This is a genomic window from Bacillus massilinigeriensis, from assembly GCF_900117315.1.
GTDB classification, from domain to species: Bacteria; Bacillota; Bacilli; order Bacillales; family Cytobacillaceae; genus Bacillus_BE; species Bacillus_BE massilionigeriensis.
This window is the reverse complement of sequence record NZ_LT630337.1, coordinates 3,639,740-3,656,476: the sequence shown is the minus strand read 5'-3', so window position 1 is coordinate 3,656,476 and position 16,737 is coordinate 3,639,740. Positions and strand designations below refer to the sequence as shown.

General features: G+C 38.0%; 17 protein-coding genes and 5 pseudogenes. 19 read left to right on the top strand and 3 right to left on the bottom strand.

Features of this window, described 5'->3' with window-relative positions; genetic code table 11:
* Window positions 1-43: 43 nt before the first annotated feature.
* The 13 genes and pseudogenes from BQ6100_RS18230 (at window position 44) to BQ6100_RS18175 (ending at window position 9,120) form a co-directional block, all read left to right on the top strand.
* A complete protein-coding gene (locus BQ6100_RS18230; RefSeq protein WP_075982963.1) occupies window positions 44-451 on the top strand; it encodes a TIGR03826 family flagellar region protein in 408 nt (135 codons plus the stop codon).
* 155 nt (window positions 452-606) lie between these two features.
* Window positions 607-870, top strand: coding sequence for a flagellar biosynthesis anti-sigma factor FlgM (flgM, locus tag BQ6100_RS18225; protein WP_075982962.1), 264 nt, complete (start codon window positions 607-609; stop codon window positions 868-870).
* A 17-nt stretch (window positions 871-887) separates the two neighbouring features.
* Window positions 888-1,370, top strand: coding sequence for a flagellar protein FlgN (locus tag BQ6100_RS18220; RefSeq protein WP_075982961.1), 483 nt, complete (start codon window positions 888-890; stop codon window positions 1,368-1,370).
* A 14-nt stretch (window positions 1,371-1,384) separates the two neighbouring features.
* A complete protein-coding gene (gene flgK / locus BQ6100_RS18215) occupies window positions 1,385-2,986 on the top strand; it encodes a flagellar hook-associated protein FlgK (RefSeq protein WP_075982960.1) in 1,602 nt (533 codons plus the stop codon).
* Window positions 2,987-3,000: 14 nt separating this feature from the next.
* Window positions 3,001-3,897, top strand: coding sequence for a flagellar hook-associated protein FlgL (gene flgL / locus BQ6100_RS18210; protein ID WP_075982959.1), 897 nt, complete (start codon window positions 3,001-3,003; stop codon window positions 3,895-3,897).
* A gap of 47 nt (window positions 3,898-3,944) precedes the next feature.
* Window positions 3,945-4,517: a DUF6470 family protein gene (locus tag BQ6100_RS18205; RefSeq protein ID WP_075982958.1), complete on the top strand. Its 573-nt coding sequence runs from the start codon at window positions 3,945-3,947 to the stop codon at window positions 4,515-4,517.
* 16 nt (window positions 4,518-4,533) lie between these two features.
* Entirely contained in the window at window positions 4,534-4,980 is a 447-nt protein-coding gene (fliW, locus tag BQ6100_RS18200; RefSeq protein WP_075982957.1) for a flagellar assembly protein FliW, read from the top strand.
* A gap of 3 nt (window positions 4,981-4,983) precedes the next feature.
* Entirely contained in the window at window positions 4,984-5,202 is a 219-nt protein-coding gene (gene csrA / locus BQ6100_RS18195) for a carbon storage regulator CsrA (RefSeq protein WP_075982956.1), read from the top strand.
* Between the two features lie 236 nt (window positions 5,203-5,438).
* Window positions 5,439-5,853: pseudogene (locus tag BQ6100_RS22060) on the top strand (flagellin N-terminal helical domain-containing protein); the annotation flags it as partial.
* A gap of 2,090 nt (window positions 5,854-7,943) precedes the next feature.
* Window positions 7,944-8,114: pseudogene (locus BQ6100_RS22135) on the top strand (flagellin); the annotation flags it as partial.
* A gap of 342 nt (window positions 8,115-8,456) precedes the next feature.
* Window positions 8,457-8,573, top strand: a pseudogene (locus BQ6100_RS21760) (flagellin); the annotation flags it as partial.
* An 84-nt stretch (window positions 8,574-8,657) separates the two neighbouring features.
* Window positions 8,658-8,897, top strand: coding sequence for a hypothetical protein (locus BQ6100_RS18180; protein WP_075982954.1), 240 nt, complete (start codon window positions 8,658-8,660; stop codon window positions 8,895-8,897).
* Between the two features lie 22 nt (window positions 8,898-8,919).
* A complete protein-coding gene (locus BQ6100_RS18175; RefSeq protein ID WP_075982953.1) occupies window positions 8,920-9,120 on the top strand; it encodes a YjfB family protein in 201 nt (66 codons plus the stop codon).
* Window positions 9,121-9,233: 113 nt separating this feature from the next.
* On the opposite strand, the gene BQ6100_RS18170 is transcribed toward BQ6100_RS18175, so the two are convergent.
* Window positions 9,234-10,439 (bottom strand): IS110 family RNA-guided transposase, encoded by a 1,206-nt coding sequence (locus BQ6100_RS18170; RefSeq protein WP_075983625.1) that lies wholly within the window; start codon window positions 10,437-10,439, stop codon window positions 9,234-9,236.
* Window positions 10,440-10,829: 390 nt separating this feature from the next.
* On the opposite strand from BQ6100_RS18170, the gene BQ6100_RS18165 reads away from it, so the two are divergent.
* The gene (locus tag BQ6100_RS18165; protein WP_075982952.1) at window positions 10,830-11,498 is read left to right on the top strand and encodes a helix-turn-helix transcriptional regulator; all 669 of its coding nucleotides are present in this window, start codon (window positions 10,830-10,832) and stop codon (window positions 11,496-11,498) included.
* Window positions 11,499-11,726: 228 nt separating this feature from the next.
* On the opposite strand, the gene BQ6100_RS18160 is transcribed toward BQ6100_RS18165, so the two are convergent.
* Both BQ6100_RS18160 and BQ6100_RS18155 read right to left on the bottom strand, forming a co-directional pair.
* On the bottom strand, window positions 11,727-11,939 hold the full coding sequence (locus BQ6100_RS18160) for a helix-turn-helix domain-containing protein (protein WP_075982951.1): 213 nt from the start codon (window positions 11,937-11,939) through the stop codon (window positions 11,727-11,729).
* A 31-nt stretch (window positions 11,940-11,970) separates the two neighbouring features.
* The gene (locus tag BQ6100_RS18155; protein WP_075982950.1) at window positions 11,971-12,744 is read right to left on the bottom strand and encodes a rolling circle replication-associated protein; all 774 of its coding nucleotides are present in this window, start codon (window positions 12,742-12,744) and stop codon (window positions 11,971-11,973) included.
* 560 nt (window positions 12,745-13,304) lie between these two features.
* Between BQ6100_RS18155 and BQ6100_RS18150 the strand changes: the two genes are divergently transcribed.
* The 5 genes and pseudogenes from BQ6100_RS18150 to BQ6100_RS18135 all read left to right on the top strand — a co-directional run bounded on the left by BQ6100_RS18150 (window position 13,305) and on the right by BQ6100_RS18135 (window position 16,665).
* Window positions 13,305-13,658, top strand: a complete 354-nt coding sequence (locus BQ6100_RS18150; protein ID WP_075982949.1) for a hypothetical protein — start codon at window positions 13,305-13,307, stop codon at window positions 13,656-13,658.
* A gap of 160 nt (window positions 13,659-13,818) precedes the next feature.
* Window positions 13,819-14,397 carry a site-specific integrase gene (locus BQ6100_RS18145; RefSeq protein WP_075982948.1) on the top strand — a complete coding sequence of 193 codons (579 nt, stop codon included), beginning with the start codon at window positions 13,819-13,821 and terminating at the stop codon, window positions 14,395-14,397.
* Window positions 14,398-14,750: 353 nt separating this feature from the next.
* A pseudogene (locus BQ6100_RS22055) lies at window positions 14,751-15,032 on the top strand (flagellin N-terminal helical domain-containing protein); the annotation flags it as partial.
* Window positions 15,033-16,031: 999 nt separating this feature from the next.
* Window positions 16,032-16,193: pseudogene (locus BQ6100_RS22050) on the top strand (flagellin); the annotation flags it as partial.
* Between the two features lie 358 nt (window positions 16,194-16,551).
* Window positions 16,552-16,665 carry a flagellin gene (locus tag BQ6100_RS18135; protein WP_269466703.1) on the top strand — a complete coding sequence of 38 codons (114 nt, stop codon included), beginning with the start codon at window positions 16,552-16,554 and terminating at the stop codon, window positions 16,663-16,665.
* The last annotated feature ends 72 nt before the right edge of the window (window positions 16,666-16,737 follow it).

Sequence of the window (16,737 nt, the reverse complement as noted above, 5' to 3'; positions counted from 1 at the left end):
CGATATAATAAAAAAAAGTGTCGAAATAGGGAGGTACTTTTTTATGGGGGAACTCGAAAACTGTCCGAAATGTGGCAATTTATTTATGAAGACGAACATCCGGGATATTTGCCAGAACTGCTGGAAGGAAGAAGAAAAGGCATACGAGACCGTTTATAATTATATGAGAAAGCGGGAAAATAGAGCAGCAACCATTCCGCAAATTGAAAAGGCTACCGGTGTAGAAGAGGAGTTAATCTTAAAATTTATTAAGTCAGGCAGATTACAAGTAACTCATTTTCCGAATCTTGGTTATCCGTGTGATCGTTGCGGCAAGATTATTCAAAAAGGAAAGCTATGCGAAAGCTGTGCAGGTTCTCTCCGGAAAGATCTAGAAATTCACAATGTAGAAGAGGAACGAAAAAAGAAATTGAGTCAAGCTACGTATTATTCAAATAAAGGCCGAGAGTAGTATCATTTAAGGGGTAAGTCCAGGCTTGGACAGCCCTTTTTCTTTGTTTATCTCATCATTTTGTCTAAATCGTTAAATTATATTAAAGTTTTCCTTCCTTTTATCCGATAATAATACTATAGAGAATCGCACGGAATGAAAGCGAGGGATAAAGCATGAAGATTAACAACTTTGGAACGTCTGGAATCAATCCTTACAAACGCCAAATGAACAAGCTGGATGCAGCGAATAAAGCTTCACAAAAAGTTACGGATAAAATTGAAATTTCCTCTGCAGCTAAAGAAATGCAGCATGTATCACAAATTTCTGTTCAACGACAGGCAAGAGTGGAAGAATTGAAAAACCAAGTTCAAAGCGGGTCCTACAAGGTTCAAACAGATGAAGTAGCAAGCAGTATCATTGATTTTTTTACTAAATAAGAAGGTGAGGGAACGGAATGTCTGCCGAGTCTTTAATAGCATCAACGGAAAAATTGTTTAAGCTTCATAAAAGCCTTTATGAAATAGCTGTCAAAAAAACAGAGGTTATTAAAAAAGGTGACATCGACACCCTCAACCAAATATTAAAGGATGAGCAAACACATATCGCTGCGATTACAAAAGTGGAAAAAGAGCGGCAACAGGCCGCATGTGCCCTCGTTCCTGAACAAGAAAATCCTTCGGTTACAGACTGCTTCGAGCGGATAAGTGAAATCGAACAGTTCCGATTAGCTGAAATCGCAAATAAACTTTCCGAGCTAGTATTTGAGCTAAAGGAACAGAATTTTTTAAATCAGCAGCTGATTCATCAATCACTGCAGTTTGTTAATGTATCCATGAACCTATTGAATCCACAGCCTGATTCCATTAATTATGGACCGCCAGCTGGGAGCAAAAAGCAATCAAAAAACACTCAAGGAATGTTTAATTCAAGAGTTTAACAGGAGGAACCACCATGCGTTCAACCTTTATGGGATTAGAAATCGCGCGCCGTGGGATGTTTACCCAGCAGAGCGCTTTATATACAACCGGACAAAATATCTCAAACGCCAATACTCCAGGATATTCTAGACAACGAGTGAACTTTAACTCAACCAACCCGTATCCTTCCATCGGCATCGACCGCGTACAAATTCCTGGTCAAATGGGGACTGGGGTCGAAGGTGGAACCGTTCAACGGATACGTGAAAGCTTCCTCGACCTTCAATATCGAGTAGAGAACAATAAGGTCGGTTATTACGGCTCATTAAGTGAATCCTTAACGAAGATGGAGGAAATCATGAATGAGCCATCTGATAGTGGCCTTCTAGCAACTTTAGATAAATTCTGGAGCGCCCTCGAAACGGTTGCCAATAATACAGAAAACTCCGGTGCTCGTGATGTTGTCGCTTCAACGGGACAAATGGTCGCTGATACTTTGAATTATTACTATAATTCTATCACCCGTGTACAAAACGACATCGGAAACGAAATCAATGTGAAGGTACAAAATATTAATGCGATTGTTTCACAAATTGATAGCTTGAATAAACAAATCGCCGAGGTTGAGCCACATGGCTACCTGCCAAATGATTTGTACGACCAACGTGATTTGTTAGTCGATAATCTATCAAAATTAGTCAATATTAAAGTAACAAACGTTAAGCCTATCAATTATGGTGATGTAAAAGAAATCGCTGAAGGGCTATACAATATTGAAATTGTTCAAGATAACGGTAGTTCTTTTAATCCTCCAATTAATTTAGTCAGTGTTTCAAGGGCTTCAGGGATTATTGGGACAAACAAGCTGGAATTAAATGATGGCGATACCGATCCTAATTCGATTAATGGACCTATTCAGGAAGTAACTGTTGGCGGTAAAAAATTAAGTGGGTTTAATTTTGGCGGGGAGTTGGCTGGGCTAATAAAAAGTTATGGTTATAAAGATGGCACCGACATAAAAGGCCATTATCCAGAAATGATTAATGATTTGAATGTCATGTCAAAGGCGTTTGCGGATGAATTTAATGCTATTCATAAACAAGGATATATGCTTGGTCAAGAAGCGGTGACGCCTCCAGCTGTAAAAACAGATCCACCAGACTTCTTTGTGTTTGATCCAGCCACTTCAACTAATTACGCACAGGCCATCAAGGTGAATGATGTGATTAAAGATGATCCATCAAAATTTGCAGCAGGGCTTGGCAACGGGAATTCAGGGAATAATGGAAATGCCCAACTCCTTGCAGATTTAAGAACAAAGAGCTTTAGTAAATATACTGACCAGCCTTATATCACTGCAAACAATTTAACTGGAAGTCTAGATTCCTTCTACTCTGGCATTATCGGAAAACTAGGGGTCAACTCACAAAGCGCGGCAAAGGATGCAAGCAACTCACAGATTCTTGCAGATTCCGTTGAGGAGAACCGTCAATCGGTAAGCGCAGTATCCCTTGATGAGGAAATGACTAATCTAATTAAATTCCAGCATGCCTACAATGCGAGCGCGAGAAATATTACGATGATTGATGAAATGCTAGATAAAATTATAAATGGTATGGGAACCGTTGGAAGATAGGAAGTGAATAAAACATGCGCGTAACCCAATCAATGCTTTCAAATAATATGCTACGAAATTTAAGTAAAAACTATGAAAAAATGTCCCGTTTGCAAGACCAGGTATCTTCAAATAGAAAATTTAATAAGCCATCTGATGATCCAGTAGCAGCCATGCGTGCAATGGGATATCGGACTGAATTGAACCGAATAGAGCAGTATAGCCAAAACATTGGTGAGGTGCAGAACTGGTTGGATAGTACCGATGATGCGATTGGGCTTGGTGTTGACGCATTACAACGTATTCGGGAACTAACCGTAAACGCAAGTAATGGAACGATGACTGTTGATGAGAGAAAGGCTGTTGCTGCAGAGGTTGAACAATTGAAACAACAGCTTATCAATATTGGTGATACTCAGGTTGGTGGAAAATATATTTTTAATGGGACAAAGACAAATGCTTCACCATCAACAGATGCAGCAGGTAATCCATTAAATCCCCCAGTTTATGATACTGGGATAATCTCCATAGAGGTATTTTCAGGAATTAAGCTTCCAGTGAATACAAGTGGAAAAGGCCTTTTTGAAGATGGTTCAGGAAATAACCTATTTCAAGATCTTGATACTTTCATCGATGATTTAAAAAATGATAATCAGACTGGAATTAATAGCTTTTTAGGAAAAATTGATTCCCATACAGACCGTTTTTTGGCTGAACAAGCAAATGTAGGGGCCAGACAGAATCGATTAGAGCTCATGGAGGATCGAATCTCCACGCAAGAAGTATTCACAACCGATCAATTGTCAAAAAATGAAGACATTGACTTTGCCGAGGTAATGACTGAATTTACTACAGCTGAGAGTGTGTACCGTGCAGCTCTTGGCATTGGGTCAAAGGTGATTCAGCCAACGTTAATGGACTTTTTAAGATAAGCTATCTTTTTAGTAGATAGCTTTTTTCTTTAAGAGAGGTGATTTCAATGGAGTTAGCTCAAATTCGATTACAATCAACCCCTATGAAAATAGGGTTACATACACAGCAACCGGTACAAACGATTGAACAGCCAAAAGCGATTCAATCCATTCAACAACCGCAAGCCAAGTTGGAGATTGAGACCACACCTGGTAAACTGAATATTGACCAAACAAAGGCTTGGGAGGATATGGATTTAAAGCATATCTCGAAACGGGTAGAAGAGGCTGCACAAAATGGCTATGAGGACTTCATGAAGGGTGTGGCTAGAAGGGCTCAAGAGGGTAATGAGCTAATGGCCATCGAAAATGGCGGTCAACCGATTGCTGATCAGGCAAAAAGAAATGGCGAAAGGCAACCGAAGCCATTTAATATCGGCTGGATACCAAGTTATTTTAGTGTGAAAATAAATTATGAGCCAGCCAAGGTCAATATCAATGTTGAACCACAAAAGCCAATCATTGATGCACAGATTCAAAAGCCGATACATGATTACCAACCAGGAAAAGTGGATGTAAATGTCGAACAATGGAATTCCTTAAAAATCGACTTTACGAATCTTTTCAACGATTCTATATAGAAGGTGATTCTGCAGTATGAACATTCAAACAAAATATTTTGGTGAAATTCGTATAAAAGAAGAAGAAACCGTCCATTTTGAAAGTGGAATACCAGGCTTTTTAGATGAACACGAATTTTGCATTTTACCAATGGAGGATACACCATTTTTTATCATGCAGTCCGTGAAAGACGAGAATATCGCCTTTGTACTTGCTGACCCTTTCCTTCATGATTCCAATTATCATTTTGATTTGGATGATGAGGTAAAAGAAAAGCTTAAGATTGAAAAACCAAAGGATGTAGCGGTTTTTGTCATATTAACAGTCCGGGAACCATTAACTGAAACAACTGCTAACTTCCAAGCACCAATTATTATCAACCAGACGAAAAGACTAGGGAAACAAATGATTCTTCATGATAAGAAGTTAAAGGTAAGAACTAAAATATTTCAAATGAACCTTCATAACGAGATGGAGGAATAAAATATGCTGATTTTATCGAGGAAGAAGAACGAATCCATCATGATTGGCCAGGATATAGAGATTACGGTTGTTGAGGTAGATGGAGATCAGGTAAAAATCGGGATCCAAGCACCGGATAACATTGATATTTTCCGAAAAGAAATTTATTTGTCTATACAAGAGGAAAATAGTAAGGCGGTAAAATTAAATGAGGATGCCATAAAGAAACTGTTTAAAAGGTAGGAATAGATAAAACCTGCATGAATATTAAGTGAAAATAATTTAATTAAAAGACCTTCATCTATTGAGTTGAGGGTCTTTTGTTATTATTAGGTAATAAAAATATTATTTAAAAAACTATTAAACAATACATTTATTTGCCGATATTAATAATGTAGAACACAACAACGGCGGCCGACGTTGTTGTAACTATAAAAAATTCCACATGGATGTGGGTAAATTTCAAGGAGGAAATAATAATGAGAATTAATCACAATATTGCTGCGTTGAATACGTATCGTCAGTTGAACAGTGCTTCAACTGGACAATCAAAATCAATGGAGAAATTGGCTTCGGGTCTTCGTATCAACCGTGCTGGTGACGATGCGGCAGGACTAGCAATTTCTGAAAAAATGCGTTCGCAAGTTCGTGGTTTAGACCAAGCTTCTAAAAATGCCCAAGACGGTATTTCTTTAATTCAAACTGCTGAGGGAGCATTAAACGAAACTCATGACATCCTTCAACGTATGCGTGAGCTTGCTAACCAAGCGGCAAATGATACTAATACTGAATCAGATCGTGGCGAAATTCAAAAAGAAATGAACCAGTTAACATCAGAAATAAATCGTATTGGTAATACAACAGAATTTAATACTAAAAACTTACTTAGTGGAGAGCTAAATGTAAAAGATGCAGTTACTGCAAAAGTAAGTGGTGGAGCTATAACTGGTAATATCGAAATTATTGATACAGCTAAGAATGCAAAGGCTACAGGTTCTGCATTAACAAATGTTAGTATTTCGGAAGTTGGTGGTAAGACCGTAACGGGAGATAAGGCATATGCTAACCCTACGGCGGATAATAGTGGTCCAAATGTTAAATTGACAGCTGCAACTGTAAGTGGTGCTGCTCGTACGGGATCTGCAGAGATTTCTTCTTTCTCTGGTATATCAACTACTGGAACGAAAACCTATACTACTGTCGCTAGTGTAGCTACTGAAATAGTTGGTCCAACTGTAACTGTTGCAGATAATGAAATTCAGTTTACATTTAATGGAAATACTTATACTGCAACACTCGGTGTTAACGACTATGATGGTAGTACAGGTAATGGTGCAGCTAAGTTTGCATCAGATTTACAAAGTGCTATGCGAACAGCTGTAACAACTGCTGCAGATGGCAACTTAGCAAAAGTAAATGATATTACTGTAGCTTTAGGTTCAGATGGTAAAATCAGTATTAATGCGTCTACTACTACTAACACTGGGAATACTTTTGCTGTAAATGGTGGAGGTCTAGTTGAGAAGCACTTACTTGCAGCTTCAACTGATACATTAGACACTGCAACTAAGACAGCGAATAATAAATTAACATTAAATGTTAGTGGTGTAGAAAAAACAATCACATTAGCTGATGCTACATATGATTTTACACAAAGTGGCGCTGCAGGAAATGATCAAGATGAATTTATTACAGATCTTCAAGCTAAACTTAACACTGCATTTGGTACAGGAAATGTAACAGCAAGTTTTGATAGTGATGATAAGTTAGTATTAACAAATACTGCTATAGGTACTTCAAGTACAATTACTGATATTTCTGGTAGTGCTGCTGAAGCTCTTGGACTTGATGGAGCAAATGCATCATATACACAAGGTGCAGAGAATAATCAATTGACTGTTACGTTGAATGGAGACACAAAAACGGTAGCTCTTGATCTTGCAGATTATAGTGCTGGCGGTAATGATGGGGCGGATGATTTCGCAGCTAATATCCAATCGAAAATTCAAGCTCTAGGTGGAGACTTTGCTTCAGTAACAGTTGGATTTGATTCTAATAATAAGATTCAATTTACTACTGCAAATAGTTCTGATACGTTCACTGTTGATGGTGGCGGGGCTGCTGCGTTAGTAGGTACAAGCTTTACAACAGGAACAGAAGGTTCAGGAAACAATGAGTTATCTCTTACCATTGGTGGAGTAACGAAGTCCGTTACTCTAGCAGACGGTAACTATAATTTAACAAATGCTGGTGATCAAACTACTTTCTTAAATGATCTTAATGGAAAGCTAGATGCAGCGTTTGGAGCAGGTAATGCTGTGGCATCTTTTGATAATAATAAACTTGTAATCACTAATAGTTTAACAGGTGATGGAAGCACAATTGGAGCTATTACAGGAAGTGCTTCTTCCGCATTAGGATTAGGTTCCGCAACATTAGAACAAGGTCAAAATGCTAATAACACTGGTACACTTACTATTGATACTCATACAGTTAATATTAGTTTGACTGAAGGTTCGTATACTCCTGGTGGTTTAGCGTCTGACCTTCAAACTCAAATTAGAGCTGCACACGCAGATTTAGCAAATGCTACTGTAAGCTTCGTTGATGGTAAATTTGAAATTGCTTCTGGTTCTGAAGGAACAGACGGATCAGTTTCAATTGCGGCAGATGACTTAGCGAAAACTTTAAAATTAACAACTGATCAAGGCGCACAAAATATTACAGGATCTAATGCTGTTGACCAAGGTTTAAAATTCCAAATTGGAGCTAATGCTGGTCAATTTATGAGCGTAGATATTTCTGATATGCGTTCAAAAGCACTTGAAATTTCTTCAACAACAGGTGCTGAAAAGACTGTAGTAGATGGTCAAGGAAATTCTATTAAAGCGTCATATATCTCAGGTAACGAAGTAACGGACGGTACTAATAGTAAAGGTGTTGAAAAAGCCCTTGATGTAAGTTCCGCTGAGAAAGCAACTGCTGCAGTTGCAGTATTAGATGAAGCAATTGCTAAGGTTTCAGGAGAACGTTCTAAATTGGGTTCATTCCAAAACCGTTTAGAGCACACAATCAATAACCTAGGTACTTCTTCTGAAAACTTAACAGCTGCTGAGTCTCGTATCCGTGACGTAGATTATGCTTTAGCTGCGTAAGCAGTGACAAGCACAGTCGTCCTAGCTGGTAACGGCTAGTGATTATAATCGGGTGAATTGCTGGAAACCCCTTAGAGCTTTCTTCCCCACAACGGAGCTGGAAACGGCAAATGTGAAGGGCGAAAAAGAAGAAAGATTTGGGCAATCAGCAGCCAAGCTCCTGTCTCGAAAGAGTGGAGAAGGTTCAACGACTAGGATAGACCATCTAAGGCGAAAGCTATGATGATGAAATCCATAGGTGAAACAATGGTCATCAGCATTGTGAATCCGAAGTGCCCGACCCCTACTGGATTGCTAGAGGGTGAAGATATAGTCTGGTCATTTGTGAAAGCAAATGTTCGCACGATGGCGAAAGAAATGATGACTCAAACTAAGAACTCTATTCTTAGTCAAGCTGCTCAAGCAATGCTTGCTCAAGCTAACCAACAACCACAAGGAGTTCTACAACTTCTTCGTTAATTTTAGATATGAAAGAGGCTCTAGTTTTACTAGGGTCTCTTTTCATATAAAGAGGTAAATAGGCTGTTCGATAGGAGATGACGAATGGATAAAGATCAGCAAGAGCAGAAAAGGTTCCTGGAAGAACAGCTCGAATGGTGCAGAAAGCAAGATGGTATCTTAGAAGAGATAGAGGAAAAGCTTCACGAAATGAAAGAACTAGCTGAATATGCCCGTGACCATAAACTTACACCATTAGAAATTGACAAGTTGAGCAATCAATTAAATGACCTGAAAAGGGAAGTTCATTCTCTAGAACAGCGATTGTATTCGGTAGCCCATTAGAAATAGAGAGGTGGTGTTTTTCGTGGATATAGCACTCATGTCAATGGCACTAAGTCAAGGAAAAGCTAAGCAAGAAGCTTCCATGTCAGTCATGAAGATGGCAATGGGAAATGCCGAACAGCAAGGCGAAGCCATTCAGAAATTGATAAGTACAGCTGACGTAGCTGCCGTTCAACACGCTGCGCAGCCACATTTAGGTGGAAACATTGATTTGAAAGTGTGAAAGGAATTTTTAGAGTAGCCTAGATTGAAGGTTGCTCTTTTTTTCTTTTTAGACAATACATATGGGTAGTCTAATAGAGTGAGAGAACAAAGACCATGATGGGATCACGGTCTTTAGCTTGCCTCTTTTTCTAAAGGAGCCGGTGGTTTATAGTCTGTTTTGTCTTTCATCATTCTGAATACAATGTTAACCAGTCTCCGCATTACATAAGTTAGAGCCTGTTTCTTCTTTTTTCCGCTTTGTTGCTTATTCTGGTAGTAGCTGTACATAACGGGATTGTATTTTTCCTGTACGTGAATTAAGGCAAGTGTATAGAAGGCAGAATGCAAGGTTCTGTTGCCCAACTTATTTGAGTAATTTCTTTTACTTTGGCCAGAGCTATGTTCATATGGAGCGACACCGGCTAGTTTAGCTAATTGTTTACTAGAAGTAAAACGGTAGATATCGCCAATATTTGCGATGAATGTAGCCGCTAATATGATATCAATTCCAGGCATGGTCTTTAGTGGGTATCCTGTTTGCTCTATAAGTTCTTCTAGTTCAAGTTCCAATTTATCCTTTTCTCTATACAACTCATCCAGTGAAGTAAGGTAAGATTGGATTGCCTTGTTGTTCGCTTCCTGATACTCATTTTGTATCCAACCGCTAGTCTGTACAGAGTCTAAAACTTGCCTTGCTTTATCGTTGCTCACGGATTTGTAAATTTGTTTTAGAGCAGTATGTAAATCTTCTTCTTCTTGAGGAAGTAAGTCAGGAGAGGGGAACTTCTTAAAGAATCCTCTGGCTACTTTACCTTTCAAATCAGGGAAGAACTCAGTGTATGTCGGATAATTATGAACGAGCAAGCTGTGCAACCCATTTTTAATGCTAGCTATGGTTTTAGAGTAATAGTTACGAGCGTTAAGCACTTGTTTAATTGCCAAAAAAATATCTTGAGGATTAGCCAATGGAAGTTGGGTATATTTTCGAATAAGCACGGAACAAATGTTGTAGGCATCCTGTTCGTCCGTTTTATTTCGATTGGTTCCGATGCTGCGCTCACGCTTAGTGTAGGAGGAGTTGACTACTTTCACGATAAATCCCTGTTCAATTAAATATTTAGCAAGTGAACGTCCATAAAAATCCACGTCCTCCAGACCAAAGATAATCTTTTTCTCTTCGGCAATATCCTCAATTTTCTTTAAAAATTCCTCAAAATGATTGGGAGAATTTTTTACCTTAAGCTTTTTAAGTTTTTCTTCATAGGAATTACACACAACGGCAACATGTTCTTTTTTATGTAGATCTACACCAACAAATACAAATGAATGACGTTCCATTTTCAAAGGAAATCTCCTCCTAGTATCTTGAGATTGAAATCAAATAAAGGGCGACAGCGTCAGTTATAGCGTTAACTTTATAGAAAAAAGTTCGCAAAGATACGTAAGTCTAACCCTTCATTTGCAAATGGTGTTCTTCCACCATCAAATCAAGGGGAAGTATCCTCCTCTAGATTTGATGAAGGAAGAGGCTGCCTCTTTTATCATTTCATGCAACAACGTCAGTTAAGCGTTAGCTAAGTCAGCTCGCAACGGGGAGTAAAGTTTAACATGTTCTGAAAGAGAAAGCATTTAGTTTACTTTAATTGATTCAAGTAAACTAAGAATAACACTTGAGTCGATTCAAGTAAAGTCATATGATATAATTTCCTTTAAAGGAGAGTTAGGGATATGAACAATAATATTCAAGCGATTCGAAAAATAAAGGGATATACACAAAAGGAGTTAGCCGAGCACCTTGATGTAAGTATTCAGATGATTAGTGCATGGGAGAAGAATCCAAATGAAAAGATTCCTGAAATGAGGCAAAAGCAAATTGCTGAATTTCTTCAAGTAAGTGTTGAAGAATTATTTTCACCAGAATTTGATGAACAACAGTTTAAAATGAAAACGATGACTGAAGAGATGGAAAAGTTGCACAAGCAAACTTCTTTTATACAGGATAAATTTGAGCAAGAAATGAAAATACGTGATGTAGAACATTTAGTTAAAAATAACGAGATAGATAAGCTGGATGAGAAAATTCAGGAGGAACTCAAACATATAATTACTCTAGAAAAGCAACTTCCGAGTAATCGCTTGCTGTTGCTTTATCGTGTCTGTTTGCTGTTAAATAAGACGCATGCTTTTTCTTCCACTCTTCACGATTTTGATGGGTTGCTAACACTTCTAGAGAGAGAAGACTCCAAATATGAAGAAGTCATAAACATGTTAGTCAAGTATTTGACGAATGATAATAGCATTTTGAGAGCATATACGTTTGGTAGTACTCAAAGTAACACACAGTTATGGGATGATCTAGGAGATCTGTTGAAAAAGCATGGTATTCTTAAGGATTAAAATTTCACAATTAGACTAACCGGTATGAAAAAGTGATTTAAGAAAAAGGTTGGGTAATTTTGCAATATTTCGGGGTTTTATATTTTCTCCTTGACGGGTAGGGAGTACCTTGGTCTGCTTTTAGATTTTGGATTGTACCTAGTAAAAAGACATTGCCTACTTGGGAACAATGTCTTTTTTATATATAACGCTGAATAAGGATGTAATCTACATTTCATATTATTTTGTTTAACTTTTTAGCTGACCTGAGTGGTCTTCTATCCATTGGAAAAATGCTTCTTTAGTCACTCGCTTGCAGCGTCCAATGCGTAACAAAGGAAAGTCATCACTATTCATTAACTCATGAGTAGCCTTTTTAGAGAATCCTAGAATCTCAGCAACATGAGATACGTTCAGGATTAGCGGATAATCATTCATCGTAGTAAGCTTTGTTGTTTGCATGTACTTTTCCTCCTAGTCGTAAACATATTCTTTAAATGTCCAAACCTTTAAGATTGGTCATTTCAACACATTGTTTCAGTGCATACTCTTGATAAGAAGTCATTCCTTGAAATTGAGTTTCATACATACGGGAAGTCACCAGGTGCTGTTTATATAAGTTGTATTGCTGGATGATTGTTTGTGCTTCCTCACCTTCGACAATAAGAGGCAACTTTAAATTACGGCTTCTTAGATAGTTATGATGCCCTTTTAAACGAGGATCCCTGACTCCTTTTGTTAGGTATTGAGTGAGCATTTCGCCTGTATTTATGTCATCGGTAATACTACTAATTGAGACAAATCCATTTCCCCAGAGAGCTTGTAATTGCTCATGTGGCATGTAAGGTATATTCGCAATCATATGATAGTGTACAGTGCCTCTACTATTTTTATCTTGAAATTCAGTAACAGCCATATATTGAATATCAGGAAATTGCCTTCGTAAGCGTTTCATAAATTTATCAAATTCTACTTTGCATGTTTGGACATTAGTTGCTTCTTGCATAATGTTGTCATCAAATAATAGAGTGATAAATTTAGCTGATGCATCAACGAAGTTGCAGTGATAAAGGCGTTTCATTTGTTTTCGTGCTTTGTAATATACTTGGAGTTGATATTGCTTAATGTAGTCTGTATCTAGGGTGGAAATCTGGTTATTCACTTTAGGGCGAGCGGATACAGGAATGATAGGTCTTTCATAATCATATACTTCTACTCTGTTACCGCTAATAATTAGCCGTGTAGTGGATGGATTCATAATCAACATGTGTCTTCACTTCCTCTGATTGTGATAATAAATATAGCGGTCAGAATCATCACTATATTATCAAGTTAATTTATAAGATGTTGCGTTTCAAACTGTAAAAAGAACACATGAGCTGTCCTTCTTCTTGGCTCCAGTCGGTTCTATATAAGGAGTCATGAGTTCTTTTAAGTTAACTTTATTGTACCTAAAGATGCCAAAATCCACATTCTAGCTGGGGGAGCGTTATATGGCCACAAATGCCATGTATATCTCTCAGTATTCGCAATGACTATCCAATCTCATAATTGTGTGTTATTCCTAAATAATCCTTCACTATACTGAGAAATCTAGAAAACAAGCTCTATAGAGGATAAAAAATATAAAAAAATTTCTTGAGCAAGTACCTTCTACATATATCACTTTGTACGACGTTTTGTGCCCCACCCCCTTTTGTACATTCCATGTCAAATAAAAAAGATGTAAATATTATATTTGGTAAATTAATCCTATACCTGTTGTGCATTACATCTAGTAGTATGAGGACAAGGAAATTGATTATTATATTACAAGGAGGAAGGCATATGTTTGACGTGGATTGTTTGTATGGTTTAGACCCTTTCAAGTTATCTGAGCATTTTCAAAAAAAGGAGAAGATGTTTGAATTCGTAGAGATAGCCAAAACAACAAGTAATTATTTAGCAAAAAAGAAGTTTGAGATTCTTACCGATGAGGTTCGTCAGCATCGAAGAGCTATTAGTATAATAAGTAAATTAGAGTTTTTATTAGAGAGTTCTGTGTTTAAGGATAAGTTAAAATTAGATGATGAAGCGATAAAGAAGCTTAAGCAAGCGTTCAGAGGCATTTATGATGAACTTGATGTAATAATTTTTCATTTTATCAGTAGAGGAGGAAAAGCAAAGGAAGCTTTAATTTAACACAATGTAATTTTGTAAGATTCGATGAGCTGGCTTCATCCTATGTGTGGTGCGGGGTGAAGCTATTTTATTTGCTATAAAGTAATCTATCTTTTATCATGTATCTTACATAATGTATATTTACATACAAATAAGCAAGTATTTGAGAGGGAGGGCGTATATGGAGTTAGTTCAACCGATTCGTGATAGAAGGAAGATTGAAGCAATAAAAAAGGTACTTTCACAGAATAAACGTGATGTATTATTGTTTAACATGGGAATCAATTCTGGGCTTCGTATTAGTGATTTATTAAAGATGAAGGTGTCAGATGCAATTGATGAAAAAGGTAGAGTGAAGGAAGGGTACGAGCTTCGAGAACAGAAAACAGGTAAGGTAAAAAGGTTTCCTTTTTCGAAGAATGTGCAGAAGGCCATTAGTGATTACTTGGGGACTTATGAGGAAGATATGGATCGCCCGTTGTTTGTCTCTCGTAAATCTGCTGCTGATGGTTCACCTAAGCCTATTACAAGGCAGCAGGCATACCAAATCATTAATGATGCCGCTCGTGCTGTAGGAATTTCTGATAATATCGGAACCCATACTCTTCGAAAGACCTTCGGCTACCATGCGTATAAAGCGGGAGTGGATATTGCCTTATTACAGCAGATTTTTAATCATTCTGCTCCTTCGGTTACGTTACGCTACATGGGTATTCTCCAAGATGATATGGATCAAGTTATTATCAATTTAAATTTATAATAAGAAGATAGAAAATAAGAGAATAGTTATAACGGATGAACTGATACATGGGAGAATGAAGAACCGTAAAGCTCAAAGGAATTATTAAATAAAGCACTAGCTGCCCGTGTTAATAAAATCTATACGGTTGGGTTTGTAGGATGTGAAGCTGGGCTGGTTACTAGTGTAGTATGTCTACAATGGTCTTAATAAGGATTAAAGAAAGCACGAAATCATTACATAAAGTAGCATAAAAGTGGAGGCTCTTGCTAATAGATAAGAGTCTCTTAAGTTTGCTTGTAAAATTAATTTAAAGCTTTATTCTATAAACTCCCCGTCAGTTGAGTGGGGCAAACAATGCACAATCCAAATCTATGGAAAAATTATCTTCAGGGCTTCGAATCAATCGGGCAGGAGATGATGCAGCAGGCCTAGCAATCTCTGAAAAAATGCGTGGTCAAATTCGTGGTTTAGATATGGCAGCAAAAAATGCTCAAGATGGTGTTTCGTTAATTCAGACTGCTGAAGGTGCATTAAATGAGACTCATAGCATCCTACAACGTATGAAAGAATTAGCTACTCAAGCTGCAAACGATGCAAATACAGTTGACGATCGTAAAGAGATTCAAAAAGAAATGAATCAGTTGACTTCTGAGATTAATAGAATTGGTAATACTACAGAATTTAATACGCAAAAGTTATTAGATGGTACAAAAGGTACAGGATTATCAGCAGTAAGTGGAACAGGTAATTTAGCTGGGGGAATTGATGCTGGTTCCCCAACAAAAGCAGTATATAGTTTTACAATAGGTGCAGCTAATATTACAGCAGGTAAGTCTGTTACCATTGGGTCAGAAACATTTATTGAAGGGACCAATTTTGCCGCTGGAGTGGATATGGATGCAACCGGAGCTGCCTTGGCGACTGCGATCTCAAGTGGAACAACATATGATGCTGTTTATGATTCTTCCTCAGACAAAATAACACTAACTCAGAAAATTGCTGCTGCTGGTGCAGCCCCAACAGTTTCAACTGATGATGGAACTATGACTGTTTCGGCAGTTACAACTGATACTCCTTATGCAGCAGGAGGTGTTGGTGCAAAAGCTACAGATACCATTGCCTTTAACTCTATCCCAGCTGAAGGGGATATCTTAACAATCAATGGAGAGAAAATTGCATTTTTTGATAGGACTGCAGATTATGCAAATGCTACTGATGCGAAAACAGCATATTCCTCCCAACATGCTATTGATATCAATGGGCTAACCAAAGAACAAATTGCTGCCGCTGTTGCTGGGCTTACAGTAACAGGCGTTACATTATCAAACCCTTCAGGTGCAGATATTAAAGTTGATGCTTCAACAACTGGCACAGCTGGCAACAGTATCTCAACATCCTACACTTCAGCAGCAAGACCAGGCTTAACCTTCCAAATTGGTGCAAGTACTGGACAAAGCTTTACAGCAGTCATTGAGGATATGCGTTCAGATGCATTAGATATTAGTAGTACTGATAAAGCTGTTGCAAAATCTGTTGTTGTTGACGGAAAAACATACCAAGTAAAATGGAATTCAGAGAAAGCAGTAACGAATGGAACTGATAGCACAGGAGCAGAATTTGCTTTAGATGTTACAAGTCATGATAATGCAACAGCTGCTATTAAAGTTTTAGATGATGCAATTAATAAAGTATCTGGGGAACGTTCCAAACTAGGTGCTTACCAAAACCGTTTAGAACATACAATCAATAACTTAGGAACATCTTCAGAAAACCTAACTGCTGCGGAATCTCGTATCCGTGACGTTGATTATGCTTTAGCTGCTTAAGATCAGTGACAAGCACAGTCGTCCTAGCTGGTAACGGCTAGAGATTATAATCGGGTGAATTGCTGGAAAACCCTTAGAGCTTTTCTTACCACAGCGTAGTTGGAAACGACAAGCGTGATGGTTTGAAAAAAGAAAAGATTGGGCAATCAGCAGCCAAGCTCCTGTCTCGAAAGAGTGGAGAAGGTCCAACGACTAGGATAGACCATCTAAGGCGAAAGCTATGATGATGAAATCCGTAGGTGAAACAATGTCCATTTGCATTGTGAATCCGAAGTGCCCGACCCCTACTAGAAGACATTAGGGTGAAGATATAGTCTAGTCATTTATGAAAGTAAATGTTCGCACGATGGCGAAAGAAATGATGGAACAAACGAAGAACTCTATTCTTTCTCAAGCAGCACAAGCAATGCTGGCTCAATCCAACCAAATGCCACAAGGAGTATTACAACTCTTGAGATAAGTTGGTTTAAGGGCGTCTTATCTGGTAACGGATAAGAGAATCACTGGGTGAATTGCTGGAACTTCCTAAAGC

Excerpts from the sequence above, each read along its gene's own strand:
- BQ6100_RS18150 (WP_075982949.1), top strand. The coding sequence starts at position 13,305 with ATGTTTGACGTGGATTGTTTGTATGGTTTAGACCCTTTCAAGTTATCT.
- BQ6100_RS18160 (WP_075982951.1), bottom strand. The coding sequence starts at position 11,939 with ATGCAAACAACAAAGCTTACTACGATGAATGATTATCCGCTAATCCTG.
- csrA (WP_075982956.1), top strand. The coding sequence starts at position 4,984 with ATGCTGATTTTATCGAGGAAGAAGAACGAATCCATCATGATTGGCCAG.
- flgL (WP_075982959.1), top strand. The coding sequence starts at position 3,001 with ATGCGCGTAACCCAATCAATGCTTTCAAATAATATGCTACGAAATTTA.
- BQ6100_RS18135 (WP_269466703.1), top strand. The coding sequence starts at position 16,552 with ATGGCGAAAGAAATGATGGAACAAACGAAGAACTCTATTCTTTCTCAA.
- BQ6100_RS18145 (WP_075982948.1), top strand. The coding sequence starts at position 13,819 with ATGGAGTTAGTTCAACCGATTCGTGATAGAAGGAAGATTGAAGCAATA.
- BQ6100_RS18180 (WP_075982954.1), top strand. The coding sequence starts at position 8,658 with ATGGATAAAGATCAGCAAGAGCAGAAAAGGTTCCTGGAAGAACAGCTC.
- BQ6100_RS18155 (WP_075982950.1), bottom strand. The coding sequence starts at position 12,744 with ATGTTGATTATGAATCCATCCACTACACGGCTAATTATTAGCGGTAAC.
- BQ6100_RS18165 (WP_075982952.1), top strand. The coding sequence starts at position 10,830 with ATGAACAATAATATTCAAGCGATTCGAAAAATAAAGGGATATACACAA.
- BQ6100_RS18170 (WP_075983625.1), bottom strand. The coding sequence starts at position 10,439 with ATGGAACGTCATTCATTTGTATTTGTTGGTGTAGATCTACATAAAAAA.
- BQ6100_RS18220 (WP_075982961.1), top strand. The coding sequence starts at position 888 with ATGTCTGCCGAGTCTTTAATAGCATCAACGGAAAAATTGTTTAAGCTT.
- BQ6100_RS18230 (WP_075982963.1), top strand. The coding sequence starts at position 44 with ATGGGGGAACTCGAAAACTGTCCGAAATGTGGCAATTTATTTATGAAG.
- flgK (WP_075982960.1), top strand. The coding sequence starts at position 1,385 with ATGCGTTCAACCTTTATGGGATTAGAAATCGCGCGCCGTGGGATGTTT.
- BQ6100_RS18205 (WP_075982958.1), top strand. The coding sequence starts at position 3,945 with ATGGAGTTAGCTCAAATTCGATTACAATCAACCCCTATGAAAATAGGG.
- flgM (WP_075982962.1), top strand. The coding sequence starts at position 607 with ATGAAGATTAACAACTTTGGAACGTCTGGAATCAATCCTTACAAACGC.
- fliW (WP_075982957.1), top strand. The coding sequence starts at position 4,534 with ATGAACATTCAAACAAAATATTTTGGTGAAATTCGTATAAAAGAAGAA.